Origin of the sequence: Streptomyces sp. Tue6028 (genome assembly GCF_002300165.1) — a bacterium.
GTDB classification, from domain to species: Bacteria; Actinomycetota; Actinomycetes; order Streptomycetales; family Streptomycetaceae; genus Streptomyces; species Streptomyces siamensis.
The window spans coordinates 263,488-283,018 of sequence record NZ_MLCE01000019.1 but is presented as its reverse complement, the minus strand read 5'-3'; the positions used below and the strand labels follow the sequence as shown (position 1 = coordinate 283,018).

The following is a 19,531-nucleotide window of genomic DNA, read 5'->3' as shown; positions in this document are numbered from 1 at the left end:
ACTCTCGGAGTTCCCGGCCCGTTCTCCGGGTACGGTGGCCGTAGAGACGACTCGACCCGGGCGGTGGGCATAGTGCTGATGACGGCATTCGGCGGCTTCATGTGGCTGATCTTCACTGCCATGCTGGTGCTCGCCGTGGTGGCGCTGGTGATGGCCGCGGTCGCCCGCGAGGACGCGTACCGCGCCGCCGACAAGCAGAACAAGATGTTCTGGCTGATCATCCTCGGCGTCACGGTCGCCGTGAACCTTCTGGTGCCGATGCTGTTCCTGCAGATCGCGGGCCTGATCGCCACCATCGTCTTCTTCGTGGACGTCCGCCCCGCCCTCCGCCAGGTCTCCGGCGGCGGCCGCCGCGGCGGAAGCAGCAGCGACGGCCCCTACGGCCCGTACAACGGCGGCCGGTGACCTGCCGACACAACGGCGGCCGGTGACCACGCCGACCGGATGAGCGGTGGCCGGTGACCCCGCCGACTGGATGAGCGGCGGCCGGTGACCCCGCCGACTGGATGAGCGGTGGCCGGTGACCCCGCCGACCGGATGAGCGGTGGCCGGTGACCACGCCGACCGGACAGCGGCGGCCGGTGACCACGCCAGCCGTATCTCGCCCGCCCCTCCCCGCACGGCACAGGTGGGCGTGCCGCGGACCCCGTGGCCCGGGCACGATCCGACAGGTGGGCCTCAGGGCGTCCTGTCCAGCAGCAGCACCGCCACGTCGTCCGTCAGCTCACCGCCGTTGAGTTCGCGCACCTCGCTCACCGCGGCGCGCAGCAGTTCCTCTCCCTGGAGTCCCTGGGCCAGCTGACGGCGGACCATGTCCACCATGCCGTCCTGGCCGAGCCGGTCCTTGCCCTCACCGATGTGGCCCTCGATCAGGCCGTCGGTGTACAGCATCAGGCTCCATGCGGCGCCCAGCTCCACCTGCATGCGCGGCCAGCGCGCGTGCGGCAGCAGACCGAGCGCGGGGCCGTTGTTCTCGTACGGCAGCAGCTCGGCCTGGCGGCCGGGTCGGGCGATCAGCGGGGACGGGTGACCGGCCAGGCAGAGCCCGGCGCGGCGGCCGTCCGGAGCGATGTCCACGGTGCAGAGCGTCGCGAAGATCTCGTCGCTCTCGCGCTCGTGCTCCAGGACCTGCTGGAGCGTCGAGAGGAGCTCGTCGCCGCACAGGCCCGCAAAGGTCAGGGCGCGCCAGGCGATGCGCAGCTCCACGCCGAGCGCCGCTTCGTCGGGCCCGTGCCCGCAGACGTCGCCGATCATCGCGTGCACGGTGCCGTCGGCGGTGCGCACGGTGTCGTAGAAGTCGCCGCCGAGCAGGGCGCGGGAGCGGCCCGGACGGTAGCGCGCGGCGAAACGCAGCGGGGAGCCGTCCAGCAGCGGGGTCGGCAGCAGGCCGCGCTCCAGGCGCGCGTTCTCCTGGGCGCGGAGCTTCGACTCGGTGAGCCGGCGCTCGGCCCGGTCGGAACGCTTGCGCTCCACCGCGTACCGGATGGCGCGGCTCAGCAGTCGCCCGTCGAGTTCCTCGCGCAGGAGGTAGTCCTGGGCGCCCACCCGCACCGCCTCGGCGCCGCGCTCGGCGTCGCCGGACGCGGTGAGCGCGAGGACGGCATGCCGGGGGGCGAGCTGAAGGACGTGCTTGAGCACGGTCAGCTCGTCGTCGCCCTCCGCCGCCCGGCCCGGCGCGGGCAGCGCGAGGTCGAGCAGGATGCAGTGGACGTCGTCGGTGAGCAGCCGCTCGGCCTCGGTGAGGTTGCGGGCGGTACGGACGCGGATCGGCTTGCCGGCCGCGTCGAGCATTTCGGGCACGCTGAGGGAACCGGCCGGGTCGTCCTCGATGACCAGCAGGGTCAGATTGGTGGTGCTGTCGACCGGAGCGGTGGCGCGAGGAGCCGGGACTGACCCGGAGGGGCCGCCGGTCGCATGTCCGGATGGGCCGCCGGGTGAGAACACGGCTTGAGCCTGACCACTCTCCACGGCCGGGATCGCTCTCTGCCGCGGTACGGGTACGGGCATCGTGTGGGTTCCTTCCCTCCCCCCGAGGGCGTGGTGGGGCAAGGGACCTCGACCCACCGACGGGGACCATAGCGTCAGCCGGTGCCGCAGCGGAATGGCGTACGGCACGGCGTCCGGCAAACCGCCAGCGTCATATGCCGCATCCCGTAACGCATTTGGACAGGACGCGGTCTCACCGGGGATGACGAAGGTCACGTCCCCGGGGTTGACTCCCGAGGGCAACCGTGCGGTGGGTCACGTGGGGCAGGTCACGCGGCTCCCCGGGACGGGATCCGGGTCATGCGGCTCCCCGGGGTCGGGTCCGGGGCGCGCGGGTCCCCGGGGCGGGGTCCGGGTCACCCGGCGCCCGGGGTGGGGTGTCCGGGTCACGCGTCGGGGCGGACGACCCCGAGGATCGGCATCGAACCCGCTCCGGTGATCGTCACCGTCCGGCCGGGCCGGGGGGCGTGCACGATCGCGCCGTCTCCTATGTACATCCCGACGTGGCTCGCGTCGTCGAAGTAGATGATCAGGTCGCCGGGGCGCATGTCCTTGATGTCGACGCGGTGGAGCTGCTTCCACTGCTCCTGAGAGGTGCGCGGGACGGGGTGGCCGGCGGACGCCCAGGCCTGGGAGGTGAGCCCCGAGCAGTCGTAGGACTTCGGGCCCTCGGCGCCCCACTCGTAGGGCTTGCCGATCTGGCCGGTCGCGTACTTCACGGCCTTCTTGCCCTGCGCGGACGCCTCGCTGTTGATCTCGGCGAGGACGCCGGAGCTCAGCCAGGCCGTCTGCGCCTGGTAGGCGGCCTCTTCCTCCAGCTTGGCCAGCCGCTCCTTCTCCTCCTTCTCCAGCTGGGACTCCAGCTTCTCGGCGTCGGAGATGCGCTGCTTGATCTTCTTCTTGGCCGCAGCCTTGGCCTTGCGGTTGGCCTCCAGCTTCTGCCACTGCGCGGAGGCGTCCTTCGCGTACTGCTCCAAGTCCTGCTGGGTGCGCGTCAGCTCGCCCATCAGCCCCTTGGTCGCGTGCTGGCCCTGCCGCACGCGTCCCGCGCCGTCCAGGAACTCCTGCGGGTCGTCGCTCAGCCACAGCCGTGCCTCGGGGGGCAGCCCTCCGCCGCGGTACTGCGCCCGCGCCGCGGCGCCCGCCCGGTCCTTCAGTTTGTCCAGTTTCGCCTGGCCCTTGACGATCTCGCGGGCCAGGTCGACGAGTTCGGCGGACTGCTTCTTCGCCTTCTCCTCGGCCGCGTTGTAGGCATCCGTGGCGAGTGCCGCGTCGTGGTAGAGCTCGTCCAGCTTCGCGCGGACCGCTTCGAGGTCCTTGTCGGCCGCGGGCGTGGGGGTCGCGGTGGGTGTCCGGGTCGGTGTCGGTGTCGGACTCGCGTACGCCACGCCCGGTGTTGCCAGCACCGCGCAGGCACATGCGCAGGCCAGGGCCATGGCCGCCGTGGTCAGGCTCCGCTTGCCGGATCCCATGTACCTGCCCCCAAACTGATTTACCGTCAGTAACTTACGGATGCATCGGGGATCGTGCCATGTCGGAGCGCAATGCGACAGAGGCGGGCAAGAACTCCCTTCCCCCGCACCCGCTTCCGCAAGACGATCTCCCCGCCGGTGTGACGAATCAGTCACCGAATTCGTTCCGCTCGCGCCGAGATGTCGGATCGCGGCAGGCCATGGCCCCCTGGCGGCCACCAGGCAGAGCTTCTAGGCCGAGGTGCCCCGGTGTCAGAACCGGGCGGAGGAAGACTCCTTGGCCGTGCCCGGCGCCAACGCCTCCCAGCGCACGGTGACTTCGCCCTGCCGCCAGCGCGTCACGCCGTCGGTCACCGGCCAGTCGGCCTTCAGGTCGCGGACCGTGCGTATCCAGCGCTGTCGCGCGCCGTACGAGGCGTAGGGCGCGGCGGCAGCCCAGGCGCGGTCGAAGTCGCGCAGGAAGGCGTGGACCGGCTCGCCCGGGACATTGCGGTGGATGAGGGCCTTCGGCAGGCGCTCGGCCAGGTCGGACGGCCGGTCCAGGGAGCCGAGCCGGGCGGCGAAGGTGACGGTGCGGGGGCCCTCCGGGCCGAGGGCGACCCAGACGTGCCGGCGGCCGATCTCGTCGCAGGTGCCCTCGACCAGCAGCCCGCCCAGGCCGGCGGGTCCGGCCGGCGCGAGGCGGGCGCACAGGCGCCGCCACACCTCGGCGACCTGCTCCTCGTCGTACTGGCGCAGCACGTTGGCCGCGCGGATGAGGGTCGGGCTGCCGGGCACGGGCACCTCGAAGCCGCCGTGCCGGAAGGTGAGGCCCTCGCGCTCGTACGGACGGGCGGCCGCGACGCGGGCCGGTTCGATCTCCACGCCCACCACGCGGGTGCGCGGTGCCGTGGTGCGCAGACGGGTCAGGAGCTCGACGGCCGTCCAGGGCGCCGCCCCGTACCCGAGGTCGACGGCCATCGGGTCGGTGGACCTGCGCAGTTCGGCGCCGTGGACGGCCGCGATCCAGCGGTCCATGCGGCGCAGGCGGTTGGGGTTGGTCGTCCCGCGCGTCACCGTACCCACGGGGCGGGACGCGGCGCGGGTTGTCATGCGTACGAGAGTAGGCGCGTCCGGCGGGGGCCGGTCGCGCCTGTGGACAACCCCCCGGCCCCTTGCCCACACCTGTGGAAAACATCCCGGCCCAGCACCCTCGGGCGCCCCCGGCGGATGCCCGCTCCGGGGCTCGCCTCGGAGCTCGTACGCCAATGGGGCACGGCGGTGTACGCATCCCGGTATCGAACGGTTGAGCGAGCAGGGGTAATGATTCGGCAAAGAGGAAATGGAGCAGGCCGCTCCGGCGTTTGCCCTCTTCGGAGGGCGTGCAGCGTCCTCCGACCGGCATGCCCGCAGCAAGGAGGAACGCCACGTGAGCCAGTATGTCGGCAGGCTCGGGCGTCGCTCCCCGACGGCGTCCGCACGGCTCAGGCTGCACCGCAGGCCCCGTCGCGTCGCGATGCTCTCCGTGCACACCTCGCCGCTGCACCAGCCCGGCACGGGCGACGCGGGCGGCATGAACGTGTACATCGTGGAGCTCGCGCAGCGCCTCGCGGCGATCAACATCGAGGTCGAGATCTTCACGCGCGCCACCACCGGCGCCCTGCCGCCGGCCGTCGAGTTGGCCCCCGGGGTCCTCGTCCGGCACGTCGACGCGGGCCCCTACGAGGGCCTCGCCAAGGAAGACCTGCCCGCCCAGCTGTGCGCCTTCACGCACGGCGTGATGCAGGCCTGGGCCGGTCACCGCCCCGGCTACTACGACCTGGTCCACTCGCACTACTGGCTCTCCGGTCACGTCGGCTGGCTCGCCGCCGAGCGCTGGGGCGCGCCCCTGGTGCACGCGATGCACACCATGGCGAAGGTCAAGAACGCCGCGCTGGCCGAGGGCGACACCCCCGAGCCGGCCGCCCGTGTCATCGGCGAGACCCAGATCGTGCGCGCCGCCGACCGCCTCATCGCGAACACCGCGGAGGAGGCGGACGAGCTCGTCCGCCACTACGAGGCCGAACCCGGAAAGGTCGCCGTCGTCCACCCCGGCGTCAACCTCGACCGCTTCCGTCCCGCCGACGGCCGCGCCGCCGCCCGGGCCCGCCTCGGGCTCCCGCAGGACGCGCTGATCCCCTTGTTCGCGGGCCGCATACAGCCCCTGAAGGCCCCCGACGTGCTGCTGCGCGCGGTCGCCGTCCTGCTCGACGAGCGTCCGGAGCTGCGCGGCAGGATCGTCGTCCCCGTGGTCGGCGGCCCCAGCGGCAGCGGTCTCGCCAAGCCCGAGGGACTGCAGAAGCTCGCCGCGCGGCTGGGCATCGCCGATGTCGTGCGCTTCCGGCCGCCCGTCGGCCAGGAGCAGCTGGCGGACTGGTTCCGGGCGGCGTCGGTGCTGGTCATGCCCTCGTACAGCGAGTCCTTCGGCCTGGTCGCCATCGAGGCGCAGGCGGCCGGTACGCCGGTGCTCGCGGCGTCGGTCGGCGGACTGCCCGTCGCCGTGTGCGACCAGAAGACCGGCTTCCTCGTGCAGGGCCATGACCCCGCCGCCTACGCGAGCGTGCTGCGCCGTTTCGCGGACGACCGGGCGCTCACGGACCGGATGGGCGCCGCCGCCGCACGTCACGCGGAGTGCTTCGGCTGGGACGCCGCCGCCGGTGCCACGGCGGACGTGTATACGGCCGCGGCGCAGGCCCACCGGCGCCGGGTGCGTGCGCGCACCGGCTGACACCCGGCCGCGGCGGTGGCGGGTGCGCGCCCGTCACGGCCGACACTCGTCCGCGGGGGTACGGGGTGCGTGCCCGCACCGGCCGACACCGGCCCGCGGCGGCGCCCGCCGCGGTCGCACCGGCCTCCGGGCCGTGCCCGCTCTGACGTACGCTCCCTGCATGGCGGACGTACAGCGGGCGGCACAGGTCATCGAGGGGGTCTTCAAGGACGCCGAGCTCGAGTGGGAGAGCCCCGAGCCCGGCACCTACGTGGTCAAGCTCCCCGGCACCCGGAAGCTGTCCACGACCGTCTCGCTGATCGTCGGCAAGCACTCGCTGTCGCTGAACGCGTTCGTGATCCGCCACCCCGACGAGAACGCGGAAGCGGTCCACCGCTGGCTGCTGGAGCGCAACCTGAAGCTCTACGGGGTCGGTTACGCGGTCGACCCGCTCGGGGACGTCTACCTGGTCGGCAAGCTGCCGCTGGCCGCGGTCACCGCGCAGGAGGTCGACCGGCTGCTCGGCTCCGTCCTGGAGGCCGCCGACGGCGCCTTCAACACCCTTCTGGAGCTCGGTTTCGCGTCCGCGATCCGCAGGGAGTACGCCTGGCGGGTGTCCCGCGGCGAGTCGACCCGCAATCTGGACGCGTTCAGTCATCTGACCCAGCGTCCCGCCAACTGACCGACGCCGATCGGTAATTAGGGGTCGCGCACCCTCTTCCCCGCCCGGAGTCCTCATGGCATGCTCACCGCCGACGCAGATCTGAACGTCGTTCACATCCATGGAAGCAATGGAGGGCGGACGGGCATGAGCAACGGGAGCTTCGGGAGCAACGGGAACGGCGGGAACTCAGCGCTCGACCGCGGCGAGGTGAGCGGTGGGCGCGACACCGTCAGCAGACGGCGCCTGCTCGCCGGCGCCACCGCCGTGGCGGCCGTCGCCGTGACCGGCGCGGCGGGGACGGCCGCCGCGTCCCCCGCACGACAGGGACACGCCCCGTCCGCGGGACAGGGCCAAGTCCCCGCCCTCTGGCACGAGTTCACCCGCACGCCGTTCACCCACCCGCAGATCCCGTACGTCGGCCGGTCCGGCCGCGGCGGCGGGGCGGCGCGCTTCCCCCGCCGCCCCGTCGTCGCCGACATCCGCGACCACGGCGATGTGACGGACGACGGCAGCACCGACTGCGCCCCCGCGATCAACCGTGCCATCGCCGCTGCCGGGAGGGCCGGCGGTGGCACGGTTCTCATCCCGCCCGGCACCTTCCGCATCGACGACCTGATTCGCCTCGGGCACTCGAACGTCGTCCTGCGCGGTGCCGGCAGCGACCGTACGAAGCTGTACGCGACCCGGAACCTCACCGAGCTGATCGGCGCCTACGGTTCCCGCTACGGCGGCGACAAATCGTCCTGGTCCTGGGCGGGCGGCCTCATCTGGCTCGCCCCGACCGCCCGTTGGGAGTCGCTCGTCGCCGCGATCAGGGCGAAGGCCTGGCCCTTCGAGGGCTGGACCGGCAACAGGCGCGACGAGTGGGAGACCCTCACGACGGTCGAACCCGCCCGCCAGGGCTCCTGGACCGTGACGGTCGCCGACGCGTCCCGGCTGCGGCCCGGCGGGCTCGTCCTGCTCCGCCTCGCCGACGACGACGGACACACGCTCCTGGAGCACATGTCGGGCGGCGGCCCCGGCCCCGAGGCGTACTACTGGGACGACAAGACGAAACTCACCTCGTACGTCCCCTACGAGTGGCCCGTGCGCATCACGCACGTCCGCGGCCGCAAGGTCACCCTGGAGCGCCCCCTCCCGCTCGACGTCCGGCCCGAATGGGACCCGCGCCTGACCACGCACGTGCCGGAACTGACCGGCTCGGGGGTCGAGGGACTCACCCTGGAGGCCGTCGAGACCCCGCAGTCCCCGCACCTGCTCGACAAGGGGTACAACGGCGTCGTCTTCCAGTGCGCCTACGACTGCTGGGCCGACGACGTCGTCGTGCGCCACGTGGACAACGGCTTCGGCCTCGTCGCCGCCTCCGCCTGCACCCTGCGCCGCACCAGGGTCGCCGGCCGCGGCTCGCACCACCCGTACTTCTGCCGCGAAGGCTCGCACGACAACCTCGTCGAGGACTTCACCGTCGAGCAGCGCACGGTGCCCGCCCCCGCCGGGACGCAGCTCCACGGCATCAACGTCGAAGGCCTGTCCTCGTACAACGTCTGGTCGCGCGGGGAGATGCAGATGGGCACCTTCGACAGCCACCGCGGGCTGCCGTTCGCGAACGTCCGCACCGACATCACGGTGAACAACAACGGCCGCCACGGCGGCGACGCCTCCGCCGGACCGCTGTTCGGCGCGCGCTTCACCCACTGGAACATCCGCGTGACCAACGGCCGCGCCGGCCTCATGAAGATCGACGGCCTCGCGCCCCGCAGCGCCACCGTCGGGGTCGACGAGGTCAGCGAGTTCGACCAGATCGACGTACCGGACTTCACCGGGGACCTGCACTCCCGTCTGGAGCTGTACGGGACCACGGGCGTGGTGCGCCCGCGCAATCTGTACGAGGCCCAGCGCGACCTCTAGATCGGCCTGCCGAGGTCGGTGCGCGCGTACCGGCCCGGTGTCACGCCCACCAACCGCTTGAAATGGCGGCCGAGATGGGACTGGTCGTAGAAGCCGGTCGCGGCGGCGACGTCGCCCGGCGCCCCGCCGTCGAGCAGCAGACGGCGGGCGCGGTCGACGCGACGGGACATCAGGTACTGGTGCGGGGCGATGCCGTACGCCTCGCTGAACGCCCGCACCAGATGGGCGGGATGGGCGTGCACCAGCCCGGCCGCCTCGTCGAGGGTCAGGCCCGCGACCAGCCGCTCGTCGAGGAGTTCGCGCAGCCGGCGGGCGAGCGGGCGGTCGGGGCGCGCCGGTGCGCCGGCCGCCCGGGGGCGCAGCCGGCCGCGCAGCCGCTCCGCGACCAGCGTCAGCCTGCTCTCCGCCTCCAGCTCGTCCCCGGGGTGTGCGAGCGCGGTGTGCATCTGCCCGACGCGGCGTCGCAGCACCGGATCGACGAGGTCCGGCCCGTCCATCGCGGGCCCGATCCAGCTCTCGTCGAGCATGCTCAGGTCGAGGTAGAGGACGCGCTTGCGGAAGCCGTGCTCGGTGACCGGCGAACCGTTGTGGGGGACGTACGGCGGGAGCAGCGAGACCGTGTCGTGCGGGGTGCCGTGCTCGTGCCGGTCGAGGTCGTACCGCACCGCTCCGTCGTCGACGATCAGCAGCGTCCACGCCTCGTGGACGTGCATCGGGTACGCGTACTCGGTGTAGTGGGCGTGGAAGACCTCCACGACACCCGGGACTCCCGGACGCCACGCCGTGATCTCCCGGTGCGGGGCCATGCAAAGAACGTACAAGACGACGCGGTAGGGCGGTCGGCAGTCTCGACGCATGAGCAGCAGCACCGGCAGCCCGGACATCGAACCCATCCGCTTCGACACCAAGATCGCCGTCCTGTTGCGGGACGACCTGGAGCCCTGGCAGCGGCTCAATGTGACGGCGTTCCTCGTCAGCGGCCTCGGCAGCGCCGTCCCCGAGGTGATCGGCGAGCCGTACGAGGACGCCGACGGGACCGCCTATCTGCCCATGTTCCGGCAGCCCGTCCTCGTCTTCGAGGGGTCCAAGGAGACGCTGACCGCCGCCCACGGCCGTGCGCTGTCCCGGCAGCTGCCGCGGGCCGTCTTCACCTCCGACCTGTTCGCCACCGGCAACGACCGGGACAACCGGGCGGCCGTGCGGGCCGTGCCGGCGGCGGACCTGGACCTCGTGGGGATGGCCGTGTACGGGCCGCGGAACGGGGTGGACAAGGTGATGAAGGGCGCGCGGATGCACCACTGAACACGGGCGGGCCGGACATGTACGGCGGAACGCCGCGGCCGACGGGTGTCCCGATGCGGGCCGCACGGGGTTGTCCCCGTCCGGCCCGCATCGCACCGATGTCCCTGCGTCCCTGTGTTCCCTGTCTCTCCGTGTCCCGTCGTCCCGGCGTCCGTGCCCCGGCGTCAGGCGGCTCCGACCTCCGTCGCCGGGGAGACCGGCGGCGCGGCGGAGGGCGCGGCCGGCGTCTCCACGAAGGAGGGCTCCTCCGCGGGCAGGCTTCGCATCAGCATCGCGTACCCCAGTCCCGCCGCCGTGCCGACCACGGCGCACAGCCCCCACAGCCACTCCGCGCCGAACCGGTCGATGACCAGGCCGGACATCAGCGGAGCGACGAGCGCGGCGAGGGACCAGGACAGGGTGTACATGCCCTGGTAGCGGCCACGGCCGTGCACCGGGGAGAGGCGGACGACCAGCCCCGTCTGGGTGGGCGCGTTGACGATCTCCGCGAGCGTCCACACGCACACCGTCAGGGCGAAGACCCCGACCGAGCCGGCGAAGGCGGTGAGGCCGAAGCCGTACCCGGCGAGCAGTGACGAGACCACGAGCAGCCGCTTCGGGTCCCGGTGCTCGATGAAACGGGTGACCGGGATCTGCAGCGCGACGATGAGGAAGCCGTTGACGGCGACCGCCATGCCGTAGTCGGCCGGGGTGAAGCCCGCCTCGCCCATCGCGACCGGAAGCCCCACGGACCCCTGCTGGAAGACGAGGGCGACGAGGAACGACAGCCCGACGACGCTCATGAACCGTCCGTCGCGCAGCACGGTCCCGAGACCGACCGCCGGTTCCGCCGCGGCCTTGTCGGTGAGGACCGGCCGGGACTCCGGCAGCTTCACGAAGACGACGACGGCGCAGACGAGCGTCATCCCGGCCTCGATCAGGAAGCCCGCGAGGTAACTGAACTCGGCGATGAATCCGGCCGCCATGGAGGAGACGGCGAACCCCAGGTTGATCGCCCAGTAGTTGAGGGAGAACGCGCGCACGCGGTCCTCCGGGCGGACGATGTCGGCCATCATCGCCTGCACGGCGGGCCGGGAGGCGTTCGAGGCCATGCCCACCAGGAAGGCGACCGCGGCGATCGCCACGGGATCGTGCACGAAGCCGAGCAGCGCGACCGCGAAGGCCGTCGACAGCTGGGAGATCAGCAGGGTGGGCCGGCGGCCCAGGCGGTCGGTCATCACACCGCCGCCGAGCGAGGAGACGACACCGCCCAGGCCGTGCAGGGACGCCACCAGACCCGCGTACGAGGCGGAGTACCCGCGGTCCAGGGTGAGGTACAGCGCCATGAAGGTGGCGACGAAGGCGCCGAGCCGGTTCACGAGGGTGCTGGTCCACAGCCACCAGAACTCGCGGGGCAGCCCCGAGACGGACTCTCGGGCGGCGCGTCTCAGCGAGACGAGTGACATGCGGGACCCCCCGGTCAGGCAGGTGAGTAAGCGGCTCAAGCGGTGAGCACAACTTACGAAGAGAGGGGGCGGGAAGGCCACTCGATTAACAGATGCCGTCAACCGACCGGCGACGACGGGCCGTACTGTCCGCCTGCCGGGCGAGGGCGCGAGCGATCAGCGGGTTCGATTACGCTCGGGGCCATGGCCGACGCACCGTACAAGCTGATCCTCCTCCGCCACGGCGAGAGCGAATGGAACGCGAAGAACCTGTTCACCGGTTGGGTGGACGTCAACCTCAACGAGAAGGGCGAGAAGGAGGCAGTCCGCGGCGGTGAGCTGCTCAAGGACGCCGGCCTGCTGCCCGACGTGGTCCACACCTCGCTGCAGAAGCGCGCGATCCGCACGGCGCAGCTCGCGCTGGAGGCCGCCGACCGCCACTGGATCCCGGTGCACCGCTCCTGGCGCCTGAACGAGCGGCACTACGGCGCCCTCCAGGGCAAGGACAAGGCGCAGACGCTCGCCGAGTTCGGCGAGGAGCAGTTCATGCTCTGGCGCCGCTCGTACGACACCCCGCCCCCGCCGCTCGCGCGTGACGCCGAGTACTCCCAGTTCTCCGACCCGCGCTACGCCACGCTCCCGCCGGAGCTGCGCCCGCAGACGGAGTGCCTGAAGGACGTCGTCGTCCGCATGCTCCCGTACTGGTTCGACGGCATCGTCCCGGACCTCCTCACCGGCCGCACGGTCCTGGTCGCCGCCCACGGCAACAGCCTGCGCGCCCTCGTCAAGCACCTCGACGGCATCTCCGACGCCGACATCGCGGGCCTGAACATCCCGACCGGCATCCCCCTCGCCTACGAGCTGGACGCCGACTTCAAGCCGGTCAAGCCCGGCGGCACCTACCTCGACCCGGATGCCGCCGCGGCCGCCATCGAGGCGGTCAAGAACCAGGGCAAGAAGAAGTAAGCCCAGCTGAAGAAGCCCCCTACCTGCAGCTTTGCGAGCAGGAGGGGGCTCTTCTGTGCGCTTGGGCCGTGTCGGGGCCGTCGCGCTAGATGCGGTGGATCCTCACTCGAACCGCCACGAGGAAGGCCAACGGGAGGACGGTGAGAGGTTCAGCGCCGACCCACATGGCCAGTGCTGCGCCTCCGATGCCGACGATGGCGAGGTGCAGCTCACGAGGGGTGAGGTCGATACGCAGGCCGCGGCGTGCCAGGATGGGTTCCTCCGCAGGACGCATTGCTTCTCCTATAGGTCGGGGGATAAGTGCACCGACGGGGTAAGGGGCCGCTCATGCCAGTGAGCGGCCCCTTGTGTTCCCTTGGCGGCACGGAGAATTTAGCGGCTTATCTGTGAGCCGTGCAAACCCGCAGCTAGGGCCTGCAATAAGCACGCTTCGGTCCGAAGGGTGACGCTTCCGAAGAGGTGTTGGGCGCACACCGCCTCCGGTATCTCTCGAAAACTGCGAGAGGGCAGAAGTGAGAATTCTCGGAAACGAGGATTCGCGGAACTGGGCGGCCGGGCGGCCGGGTGGTCGGGTGGGCGGACGGCTGGCCGGGCGGCCGGCCAGGCAGTAGAGCTGGTAGGCAATCGTGGTTCGTGATTTGGTGTGGGTGGCGTCATATCGGTGATGGTGATTTCACTTCCTGGTTCCGCGAATCGTGGTCGTGATTTGGTGTGGGTGGCGTCATATCGGTGATGGTGATTTCACTTCCTGGTTCCGCGAATCGTGGTCGTGATTTGGTGCGGGCGACGTCATATCGGTGATGGTGATTTCACTTCCTGGTTCCGCGAATCGTGGTTCGTGATTTGATGTGGGCGACGTCATATCGGTGATGGTGATTTCACTCCCTGGTTCCGCGAATCATGGCGCTCAACATGTCAAACCCATGGTCAACGGCACTGCCCCAGATCAGGCGAAGACAGCTGCAATCGCCTTACGCGTGCGCTCCTGGCTGGACGGCATCAGGTGTGCGTACACACGGAGCGTCAGACCGGGGTCCGAGTGGCCCAGGTACTCGGCGAGGGCCTTGATGTTCTCTCCGGCGTCCAGGAGCACCGACGCGTAGAAGTGTCGGAGCGCGTGCATGCCGTTCTCGCGGGACTCGGCGTACGGCTGTCCACGCTCGGGGACCGGGATCACCCCGGCGCCTGCCAGCGCCCGCTTCCACGCCTCCTCGTTGAGCGACGTACGCCAGACATGACCTCCACGCGGCCCGGTGAAGATCAGCCGCTTGGTCACCGGGGGACCGTCCGCGACCTTCCACGGCAACGTGATCTCGACCGGCGGGAACTCCTTCATGTGCGCCCGGAGGGCCTCAGCGACCGGCCCGGGGAGCGGGACGTCCCGCAGCTTGCCGCCCTTCGGCGGAGCGAACACCGCCTTGCTGCGGCTCAGCTTGAGCTGCTGGACTACGTGAAGCGTGTCCGACTCGAAGTCGACCGCGTCGACGGCGACCCCAAGAATCTCGCCCTGGCGGAGCCCGCAGCCACCGCCCAGGTCGACCATCGCCCGGAAGCGCTCGGGCATGGCGGCACGAACAGCGAAGACCTGTTCCGGCGTCCACGGCATGACGCGCTTGCTGTCGACGGTCGGCGGCCGGACCGAGCGAGCCGCGCACGGGTTGCGGGGGAGATGCCCGTCATCCACGGCCGCGCTCAGCGCAGCACGCACATTGGAGTAGATCGTCCGGGCATACGAGCCACGGATGCCGTTCTCCTGGAGCTGCCGCACCCAGTCGCGGATGTGAGCAGGCTGGAAGGCGCCGAGCGGACGCGTACCGAGGTACGGGAAGGCGTGCAGCCGAAGCTGCGACTCCATCGAAGCCTGGGTGTTCGGGTCGGCGCCCTGCGTCCCTACCCAGCGTTCGGCGTACTGCTGGAACGTGATCCGGGCCGCGCGCGGGTCGATGTACTGCCCGCGTGCCATATCCGCCTCGATGTGGGCGAGCCACTGATCGGCAAGCCGCTTCTGCCGGTCGGGAAAGCTCTTGGCCTTCTCTGTACCGTCCGGGCCGACGTACCGCGCTCGGTAGCGAAGTCCGGAGCCGTAGCGGTCGCTCTTGACCTTGCGGACCCTGCCGTCCGGACCCGTCTCACTCTTGTACCAGCGGTCTTGGATGTGTCCGGCCATCAGGCAACAGCCCCTTTCAGTAGGGACTCGACCCACGCCCGGACGTCGTCGGGGTCGTAGCGCAGGTGCCGGCCGACCCGGAAGCCGCGGGGACCGGTCCGCTTCCGGCGCCACTGGTAGACCGTCTCGATCGGCACACCCAGAAGTTCGGCGACATCGAGAGGAGTGAGGTACCGCGCTGGAAGAGGGCGCGGCGACTCGGGAACCTGCGCCACGGTAAGGCGCCGCTCAGCCATGAGTCGGTTCTCCTTCTGTTCCGGGGGCGGGATCGAGCGATGAGGCGAGCCAGGCTTCGGCGGAGGACAGTCCCGTTCCGGCGAAGACCCAGTGCGAGACGACGAGGGTCGTGTCCGTGCCGCCCTCGGCTGCCGTTGCGGCTTGCGCTCGGCGCCATTCGGCGCGGGCGGTTCGGAGGGCACCGAGGGTGGTGGAGTAGCGGCGGGACTTGGTGGAGAAGTGGCCGCGGAAGCCGAGCATGTGAGCCCAGGCCCGGAGCCGGAGCTCCTCTAACTCCTTGCGGGCGCCGAGCGTCCAAGCCGTTCGGATCAGCTGGCGAGCGTGGTCGCTGATGTCGAGTTGGGCGAGTTCGGCGAGGAATTTCAGCGGACGATCGAGGGCCCCCGTCGCGGTCTCGGCGCCCTTGGTGGCGTACTTGGCGATGTAAGAGGCGACAGCTCGCTCGGTCAGCTCCTGGCCGCCGTCGAAGTCGGCTGAGCGGATAGCGCGGACGTCGAGCTGTCGACCGAAGGTGAAGGCGTGCGCGCGTCCGTCGATGACCGGGCCGTCCACGCGGACGTGAGCAGCAGCGGCGCCGATGGCGTCGGTGAGCAGTTCGGCAGTGGCCCAGGCGGGAGGTGATGTGTCGCCGCCCTCGGGGCCGTCGATGCGGATCACTGCGTGGAAGTGGACGGCGCCGCGCTTCTGGTACTCGGCGACCTTGGCGAAGGAGACGCGGGCGTACTGGCGGAACGCGCGCTGTGAGAGTCCGGCGCGCTTGGCGACCTCCCGGCGCAGGTAGGTGGAGAAGCGGCGCCAGAGCGGACCTGCGTGCGCGTTCCAGAGGACGGCGGACTCGTAGTCGTAGGTGTCCGGGTCGAGCGGGGTGCCGAGGGTGTAGTCATCCTGGTCGTGGTGGACGCCGCATCGGCAGCGGCGGGCCGAACCTGCCGGGCCCGTGGGGCGGTTGTGGACGGGGCCGAAACCGGGGGCGGTGAAGGTGGCGAAGACGCGAGGGTGTGCGGCGACGCGTTCGGGGACGCCCTTGCCGCCGCGTAGGCCGGAGGTGATCAGGTGGAAGGTGTCGCGGCGATACACCTCGGCGCAGGGTTCGCAGCGGCTTGAGCGGCGGTTGTTGCAGCGGACCAGGAGGTGATCGGCCGGGAGGCTGGTGGAGTCGAGGCGGTGGAGGACGGTGCCGATCTCGCCGGTGCGGGTATTCACGTCGTACTCGGTGCGGTAGCCGTCGAGGCGAATCGGGTGGGTGCAGCCGCCGAGGCTGGAGAGTTGCCGCAGCAGATCGGGCATGGTGCCGAGCGAGGCCAGTTCGGCGAGTTCGGGAAGCGGGGGCGGAGTGGAACGGGTGCTGATGGCTTTCTCCTTCTGGCTTCGTCAGGAGGGGTAAGGCCTCCGGGGCGGTGGATGCTTGGCGGCACCGAGGCCGCCCCGGGGCCTGTTGGTCAGCGGCTTTCAGCGGCGGTGCTGGTCGCGGAGCATCGAGCGCAGGACCACGGCGGCGATGGCCACGGAGATGGCTGTGACGGCGACGGCGGCCAGGAGCGCGGTGAGGACGACTCCGCCGGCGAGGACGGCCGCGACTGCTCCCGTGCTGATTGAGATCTGCGGGGCAGCGCGTCGTGCGGGTGCCGATTCGGCCGGGGCGTGGGTGTGCGCGGGCGGCGGTGTCGGGTTGTCGGGGTACTTGGGCAGGAACACGGCAGTCCTCTCCTTGCCTACTCGTCTAGTCGTGTGAGCCGTTTATGACGTCCACGCCGGAGCGCGTGCCGGAGTCGATGGCCGGGGCCATGAAGGTCTGTGAGAGCAGGAAGCCGAACAGGGCGACCACCACGACGACCCAGGTACGGACGCCGAGGAACTTGACCGCTCCCCAGGCGATGAGCCCGAGGACGAAGACAAGGGGCAGGCTGACGGTCACGGGGCAGGTCCTTTCAGCGGACGGGGCAGCGGTGGGTGCGGGCTGCCAGCTCGGCGGCAGCGCGGCTGTCGTAGTCGGCGGAGAAGCCGCAGCGCGGAGCGGTACAGGCGGCGGTGTGCCTCTCTCGGCCGCGGTTGTCGTAGGACGTGCCGACCTGGACGGGACCGATGCGGGTGACGGAGCGGAAGCGACGGTTGGCGGTCACGCGGGTCTCCTTTCAGAGCTGGGCGGCGATGGCGTCGGCCATGGCAGCGGGGACGCCGAGTCGGGCGCGGAGGGTCGGGGTGTCGATGGCCGCCCCGGTACGGGTCTGGTGCTCGGCGGCGACCTTGCGTGCGTGCTCGACCAGGGCGACCGGGACGGATACGGGAGTCGGAGCAAGGGGCGGGGCGGGTTGAGCGGAGACCGCTGGGGCCGGGTCGGGCGCGTCCTCCTGGTCCACGGCGTGTATGGCGTCCTCCGCGCCCACTTGCGGTGCTGGCGCCGAATGGGCGAGGAGCGTGCCGCCGAGGAAGGCGACCGCGGGCCAGCCCGCTACGAGGATGCGCAGCCAGGCAGGCACCTGGTCCAGGTCGAGCAGTCCGGCGGTGGCGACGTTCGCTCCGAGGGACGCCGTGAGTGCGATGACGAACCAGCACCAGCCGGCGGCTTTCGCGTCGCCGGAGCGCAGTCGACGCCAGGCGGCGACGAGCAGCAGGTCGACCGAGACCGGGTAGGCCCAGGCTTTCCATCCGTCCTGTCCGGCCGCCGAGGCCACGTCGTGCAGGTGGGCGAAGGACAGCGCTGCCGCGATGACCGCTTGGACGAGCACCGCGTCGACGCGGGCCAGTTGGGCGCGCATGCAGCGACTCCTTCCGGTTTCAGGCATGGGAGGGGTAGGGACGTGGCGCGAGACGGTCGCGCCGGCCGAGAGGAAGAGAGCGCTCAGTCAGTCACAGGGCGGGACTGGACGGCCGGGGCCGGAGACTCGACCGGGTATACGGGCACGTCCGGCCGGAACGGCTTGAGCGCGGGCAGGTCGGGCACCAGGTGCGCGGATTCACGACAGGTCCCTGCGGCGTCACCGAGGGAGAGGTACGGGGTTCGGATGCGGGACCAGCCGCCGGAGGAGTCGCCCGCGACGGCGAGGCCGGGCCGCTCAGGAGCGATGGCGCAGGCGGCGGAGACGGCTTCGGGGGCGATGTCGCCCAGGGCCATCTTGGCGGAGGCTTCGTCGTTGACGCGGTGGCAGACGCGGCCGGTCAACTGGGCCCGGAGCATGGTCGCTCCCTTGCCGAGTTCGGCGCCGAAGCGCTGCCCGCAGACTTCCAGGTAGATCCCGGCAGCGCGGCCGAGCTGGGCGAGGCGGATGAGCTGGGTGACCATCTCGTCCCGCCGTTCCTCTTCCTTGCGCGTGGCGACGAGGAAGAGTTCGGCCACCTCGTCGACGAACAGCACGATCGGGACGGGACGTTCGTCGTCGGGAAGTCCCCAGACGTCGGAGGTGATCTCTTCGACGGGCGTGCCCGGGGCGAGGCCTTGGCGAGCCTTGATCAGTTCGTACCGGTCTTCCATTTCCTGGATGAGCACGGGCAGCAGTTCGGCCGCCTGCTGGGGGTCGGTGGCGAGAGCGGAGAGCCTCGCGGCGAAGGGCGCGAGTTCCACGCCGCGTTTGCAGTCGATGCCGACCAGGGAGACGGGTTGGGGGGCGAGTCCGGCGACCAGGTGGCGCAGGTACATGGACTTGCCGGAGAGCGTTGCACCGAGGGTGAGTTGGTGAGGAACGGTGCGGTAGTCGCGTACGAACGGGGTGGCGTCCTCCCGCAGGGCCACGGGCACTTTGAGGAGCCCAGACGCGAGCTTGCGGGGCATCCGCACGCGCCGCAGTACGTCGAAGCCGACGAGCCGCAGTTCGACCACGCCAGGCTTGACGGTGGTGACGTACACGGCGTGAACTCCCCAGGCGTGCCGCAGTCGTTCGGCCGAGGCGGCGACGTCCGCCGGCTCCTGTCCTGGAGCGAGCCGAAGACGAAGGCGTAACCCGGTCGATGTGGGGCGGATGATGCCCCGGCGGGGTGGTACGGGTCGGACCTCACGGCGGGTGGTGGCCTTGACCGCCAGGGCCCGCAGCCGGGACGGAGCCACGGTCAGACCGCACGCCTCCATGACCGAGCCGTACGAGCTGAGCAGCCGGGCCGTGGATATCGGCAGGCCGAACGTGGACCAGTAGACCCCGGGGTGCTTGGCCCGGGCGTAGGCAGCCCCGCCGCCGAGCGCGGCGACAGGACCACCCACCTCCAGGAGCGTTGTCAGGTCGGTCATCAGGCCGTGGCTCCCATGGCGGCCGGGAACGCGGCCGGAGTGACGGCGGCAGAGCGGTAGGCGATGCCGTGCCGCTGCTGCCCGTTGAACACGCTCTCCCACGGCCGGGCCACGAGCCCCGGCAGCGAGACCGGCGCCCCGAGCGTGAGCCCCTCGGACACCCCGCTCTCCGGAACCGTGACCTTGATCAGGGACGACTCCCCCTCCTCGATGTAGACGACGCCGATCGTCATCAGCGCCTCTCCGCTGTTGACGTCCTTGGCGATCTCGCCGGTCTGACGGTCGCGGACCTTGGGCTCGGGCGCCTCGGTCAGGAGGATCGTCGCGGCCGAGGTCTCCACACGGATGGTGCGCACAGATTCTTCCCATCTACTCGTCTATACAAGATGCAACCTTCGAACCCGATGACTTCGGGAACGCGGACCACCTTGCCACACAACTTGCCCACTCGTCTATACGAGTAT

General features: G+C 71.0%; 21 protein-coding genes. 6 read left to right on the top strand and 15 right to left on the bottom strand.

All coding sequences use genetic code 11. The features are described 5' to 3' along the window. Positions 1 to 78 precede the first annotated feature (78 nt). Positions 79 to 405, top strand: coding sequence for a DUF2516 family protein (locus tag BKI49_RS17300; protein ID WP_373557557.1), 327 nt, complete (start codon positions 79 to 81; stop codon positions 403 to 405). A gap of 273 nt (positions 406 to 678) precedes the next feature. Here the strand turns inward: BKI49_RS17300 and BKI49_RS17295 are convergent, their stop codons facing one another. From BKI49_RS17295 to BKI49_RS17285, 3 genes are all read right to left on the bottom strand, one after another. After that, positions 679 to 2,007, bottom strand: a complete 1,329-nt coding sequence (locus tag BKI49_RS17295) for a PP2C family protein-serine/threonine phosphatase (RefSeq protein ID WP_095935179.1) — start codon at positions 2,005 to 2,007, stop codon at positions 679 to 681. A gap of 365 nt (positions 2,008 to 2,372) precedes the next feature. Further along, positions 2,373 to 3,458 carry a C40 family peptidase gene (locus BKI49_RS17290; RefSeq protein WP_095935178.1) on the bottom strand — a complete coding sequence of 362 codons (1,086 nt, stop codon included), beginning with the start codon at positions 3,456 to 3,458 and terminating at the stop codon, positions 2,373 to 2,375. 252 nt (positions 3,459 to 3,710) lie between these two features. Then, complete coding sequence (locus BKI49_RS17285; RefSeq protein ID WP_179332479.1) at positions 3,711 to 4,550, bottom strand: class I SAM-dependent methyltransferase; 840 nt, start codon at positions 4,548 to 4,550, stop codon at positions 3,711 to 3,713. A gap of 316 nt (positions 4,551 to 4,866) precedes the next feature. On the opposite strand from BKI49_RS17285, the gene mshA reads away from it, so the two are divergent. The 3 genes from mshA to BKI49_RS17270 all read left to right on the top strand — a co-directional run bounded on the left by mshA (position 4,867) and on the right by BKI49_RS17270 (position 8,755). Next, positions 4,867 to 6,204 carry a D-inositol-3-phosphate glycosyltransferase gene (gene mshA / locus BKI49_RS17280; RefSeq protein WP_179332478.1) on the top strand — a complete coding sequence of 446 codons (1,338 nt, stop codon included), beginning with the start codon at positions 4,867 to 4,869 and terminating at the stop codon, positions 6,202 to 6,204. 160 nt (positions 6,205 to 6,364) lie between these two features. Beyond that, positions 6,365 to 6,865 carry a type III secretion system chaperone family protein gene (locus BKI49_RS17275; protein WP_095935175.1) on the top strand — a complete coding sequence of 167 codons (501 nt, stop codon included), beginning with the start codon at positions 6,365 to 6,367 and terminating at the stop codon, positions 6,863 to 6,865. A gap of 126 nt (positions 6,866 to 6,991) precedes the next feature. Further along, on the top strand, positions 6,992 to 8,755 hold the full coding sequence (locus BKI49_RS17270) for a glycosyl hydrolase family 28-related protein (protein ID WP_095935174.1): 1,764 nt from the start codon (positions 6,992 to 6,994) through the stop codon (positions 8,753 to 8,755). On the opposite strand, the gene BKI49_RS17265 is transcribed toward BKI49_RS17270, so the two are convergent. Next, the gene (locus BKI49_RS17265; protein WP_095935283.1) at positions 8,752 to 9,561 is read right to left on the bottom strand and encodes a helix-turn-helix transcriptional regulator; all 810 of its coding nucleotides are present in this window, start codon (positions 9,559 to 9,561) and stop codon (positions 8,752 to 8,754) included. The two genes, BKI49_RS17270 and BKI49_RS17265, sit on opposite strands and share 4 nt — an antisense overlap. A gap of 49 nt (positions 9,562 to 9,610) precedes the next feature. On the opposite strand from BKI49_RS17265, the gene BKI49_RS17260 reads away from it, so the two are divergent. Further along, positions 9,611 to 10,057, top strand: a complete 447-nt coding sequence (locus BKI49_RS17260) for a DUF2000 domain-containing protein (RefSeq protein ID WP_095935173.1) — start codon at positions 9,611 to 9,613, stop codon at positions 10,055 to 10,057. A 164-nt stretch (positions 10,058 to 10,221) separates the two neighbouring features. Here the strand turns inward: BKI49_RS17260 and BKI49_RS17255 are convergent, their stop codons facing one another. Beyond that, entirely contained in the window at positions 10,222 to 11,502 is a 1,281-nt protein-coding gene (locus BKI49_RS17255; RefSeq protein WP_095935172.1) for an MDR family MFS transporter, read from the bottom strand. A 183-nt stretch (positions 11,503 to 11,685) separates the two neighbouring features. Here BKI49_RS17255 and BKI49_RS17250 point away from each other — a divergent pair, with 183 nt between their 5' ends. Next, a complete protein-coding gene (locus tag BKI49_RS17250) occupies positions 11,686 to 12,447 on the top strand; it encodes a phosphoglyceromutase (protein WP_028804384.1) in 762 nt (253 codons plus the stop codon). A gap of 85 nt (positions 12,448 to 12,532) precedes the next feature. On the opposite strand, the gene BKI49_RS35065 is transcribed toward BKI49_RS17250, so the two are convergent. From BKI49_RS35065 to BKI49_RS17200, 10 genes are all read right to left on the bottom strand, one after another. After that, positions 12,533 to 12,721, bottom strand: coding sequence for a hypothetical protein (locus BKI49_RS35065; protein WP_143658464.1), 189 nt, complete (start codon positions 12,719 to 12,721; stop codon positions 12,533 to 12,535). 672 nt (positions 12,722 to 13,393) lie between these two features. Continuing rightward, a complete protein-coding gene (locus BKI49_RS17240) occupies positions 13,394 to 14,614 on the bottom strand; it encodes a tyrosine-type recombinase/integrase (RefSeq protein ID WP_095935170.1) in 1,221 nt (406 codons plus the stop codon). After that, the gene (locus tag BKI49_RS17235) at positions 14,614 to 14,850 is read right to left on the bottom strand and encodes a helix-turn-helix domain-containing protein (RefSeq protein ID WP_095935169.1); all 237 of its coding nucleotides are present in this window, start codon (positions 14,848 to 14,850) and stop codon (positions 14,614 to 14,616) included. The genes BKI49_RS17240 and BKI49_RS17235 overlap by 1 nt, the downstream gene beginning before the upstream one ends. Next, positions 14,843 to 16,138 carry a replication initiator gene (locus BKI49_RS17230; protein WP_095935168.1) on the bottom strand — a complete coding sequence of 432 codons (1,296 nt, stop codon included), beginning with the start codon at positions 16,136 to 16,138 and terminating at the stop codon, positions 14,843 to 14,845. Before BKI49_RS17230 ends, BKI49_RS17235 begins: the two co-directional genes overlap by 8 nt. Before the next feature lie 162 nt (positions 16,139 to 16,300). After that, on the bottom strand, positions 16,301 to 16,546 hold the full coding sequence (locus BKI49_RS17225; RefSeq protein ID WP_095935167.1) for a SpdD protein: 246 nt from the start codon (positions 16,544 to 16,546) through the stop codon (positions 16,301 to 16,303). 25 nt (positions 16,547 to 16,571) lie between these two features. Next, complete coding sequence (locus BKI49_RS17220; protein ID WP_095935166.1) at positions 16,572 to 16,766, bottom strand: hypothetical protein; 195 nt, start codon at positions 16,764 to 16,766, stop codon at positions 16,572 to 16,574. A gap of 13 nt (positions 16,767 to 16,779) precedes the next feature. Beyond that, positions 16,780 to 16,971 (bottom strand): mobile element transfer protein, encoded by a 192-nt coding sequence (locus BKI49_RS17215; protein ID WP_095935165.1) that lies wholly within the window; start codon positions 16,969 to 16,971, stop codon positions 16,780 to 16,782. A gap of 12 nt (positions 16,972 to 16,983) precedes the next feature. Continuing rightward, positions 16,984 to 17,607, bottom strand: coding sequence for a DUF2637 domain-containing protein (locus BKI49_RS17210; protein ID WP_095935164.1), 624 nt, complete (start codon positions 17,605 to 17,607; stop codon positions 16,984 to 16,986). Positions 17,608 to 17,690: 83 nt separating this feature from the next. Continuing rightward, a complete protein-coding gene (locus BKI49_RS17205) occupies positions 17,691 to 19,067 on the bottom strand; it encodes an FtsK/SpoIIIE domain-containing protein (RefSeq protein WP_095935163.1) in 1,377 nt (458 codons plus the stop codon). Then, on the bottom strand, positions 19,067 to 19,423 hold the full coding sequence (locus BKI49_RS17200) for an SCO3933 family regulatory protein (RefSeq protein WP_095935162.1): 357 nt from the start codon (positions 19,421 to 19,423) through the stop codon (positions 19,067 to 19,069). Before BKI49_RS17200 ends, BKI49_RS17205 begins: the two co-directional genes overlap by 1 nt. Between the last annotated feature and the right edge of the window lie 108 nt (positions 19,424 to 19,531).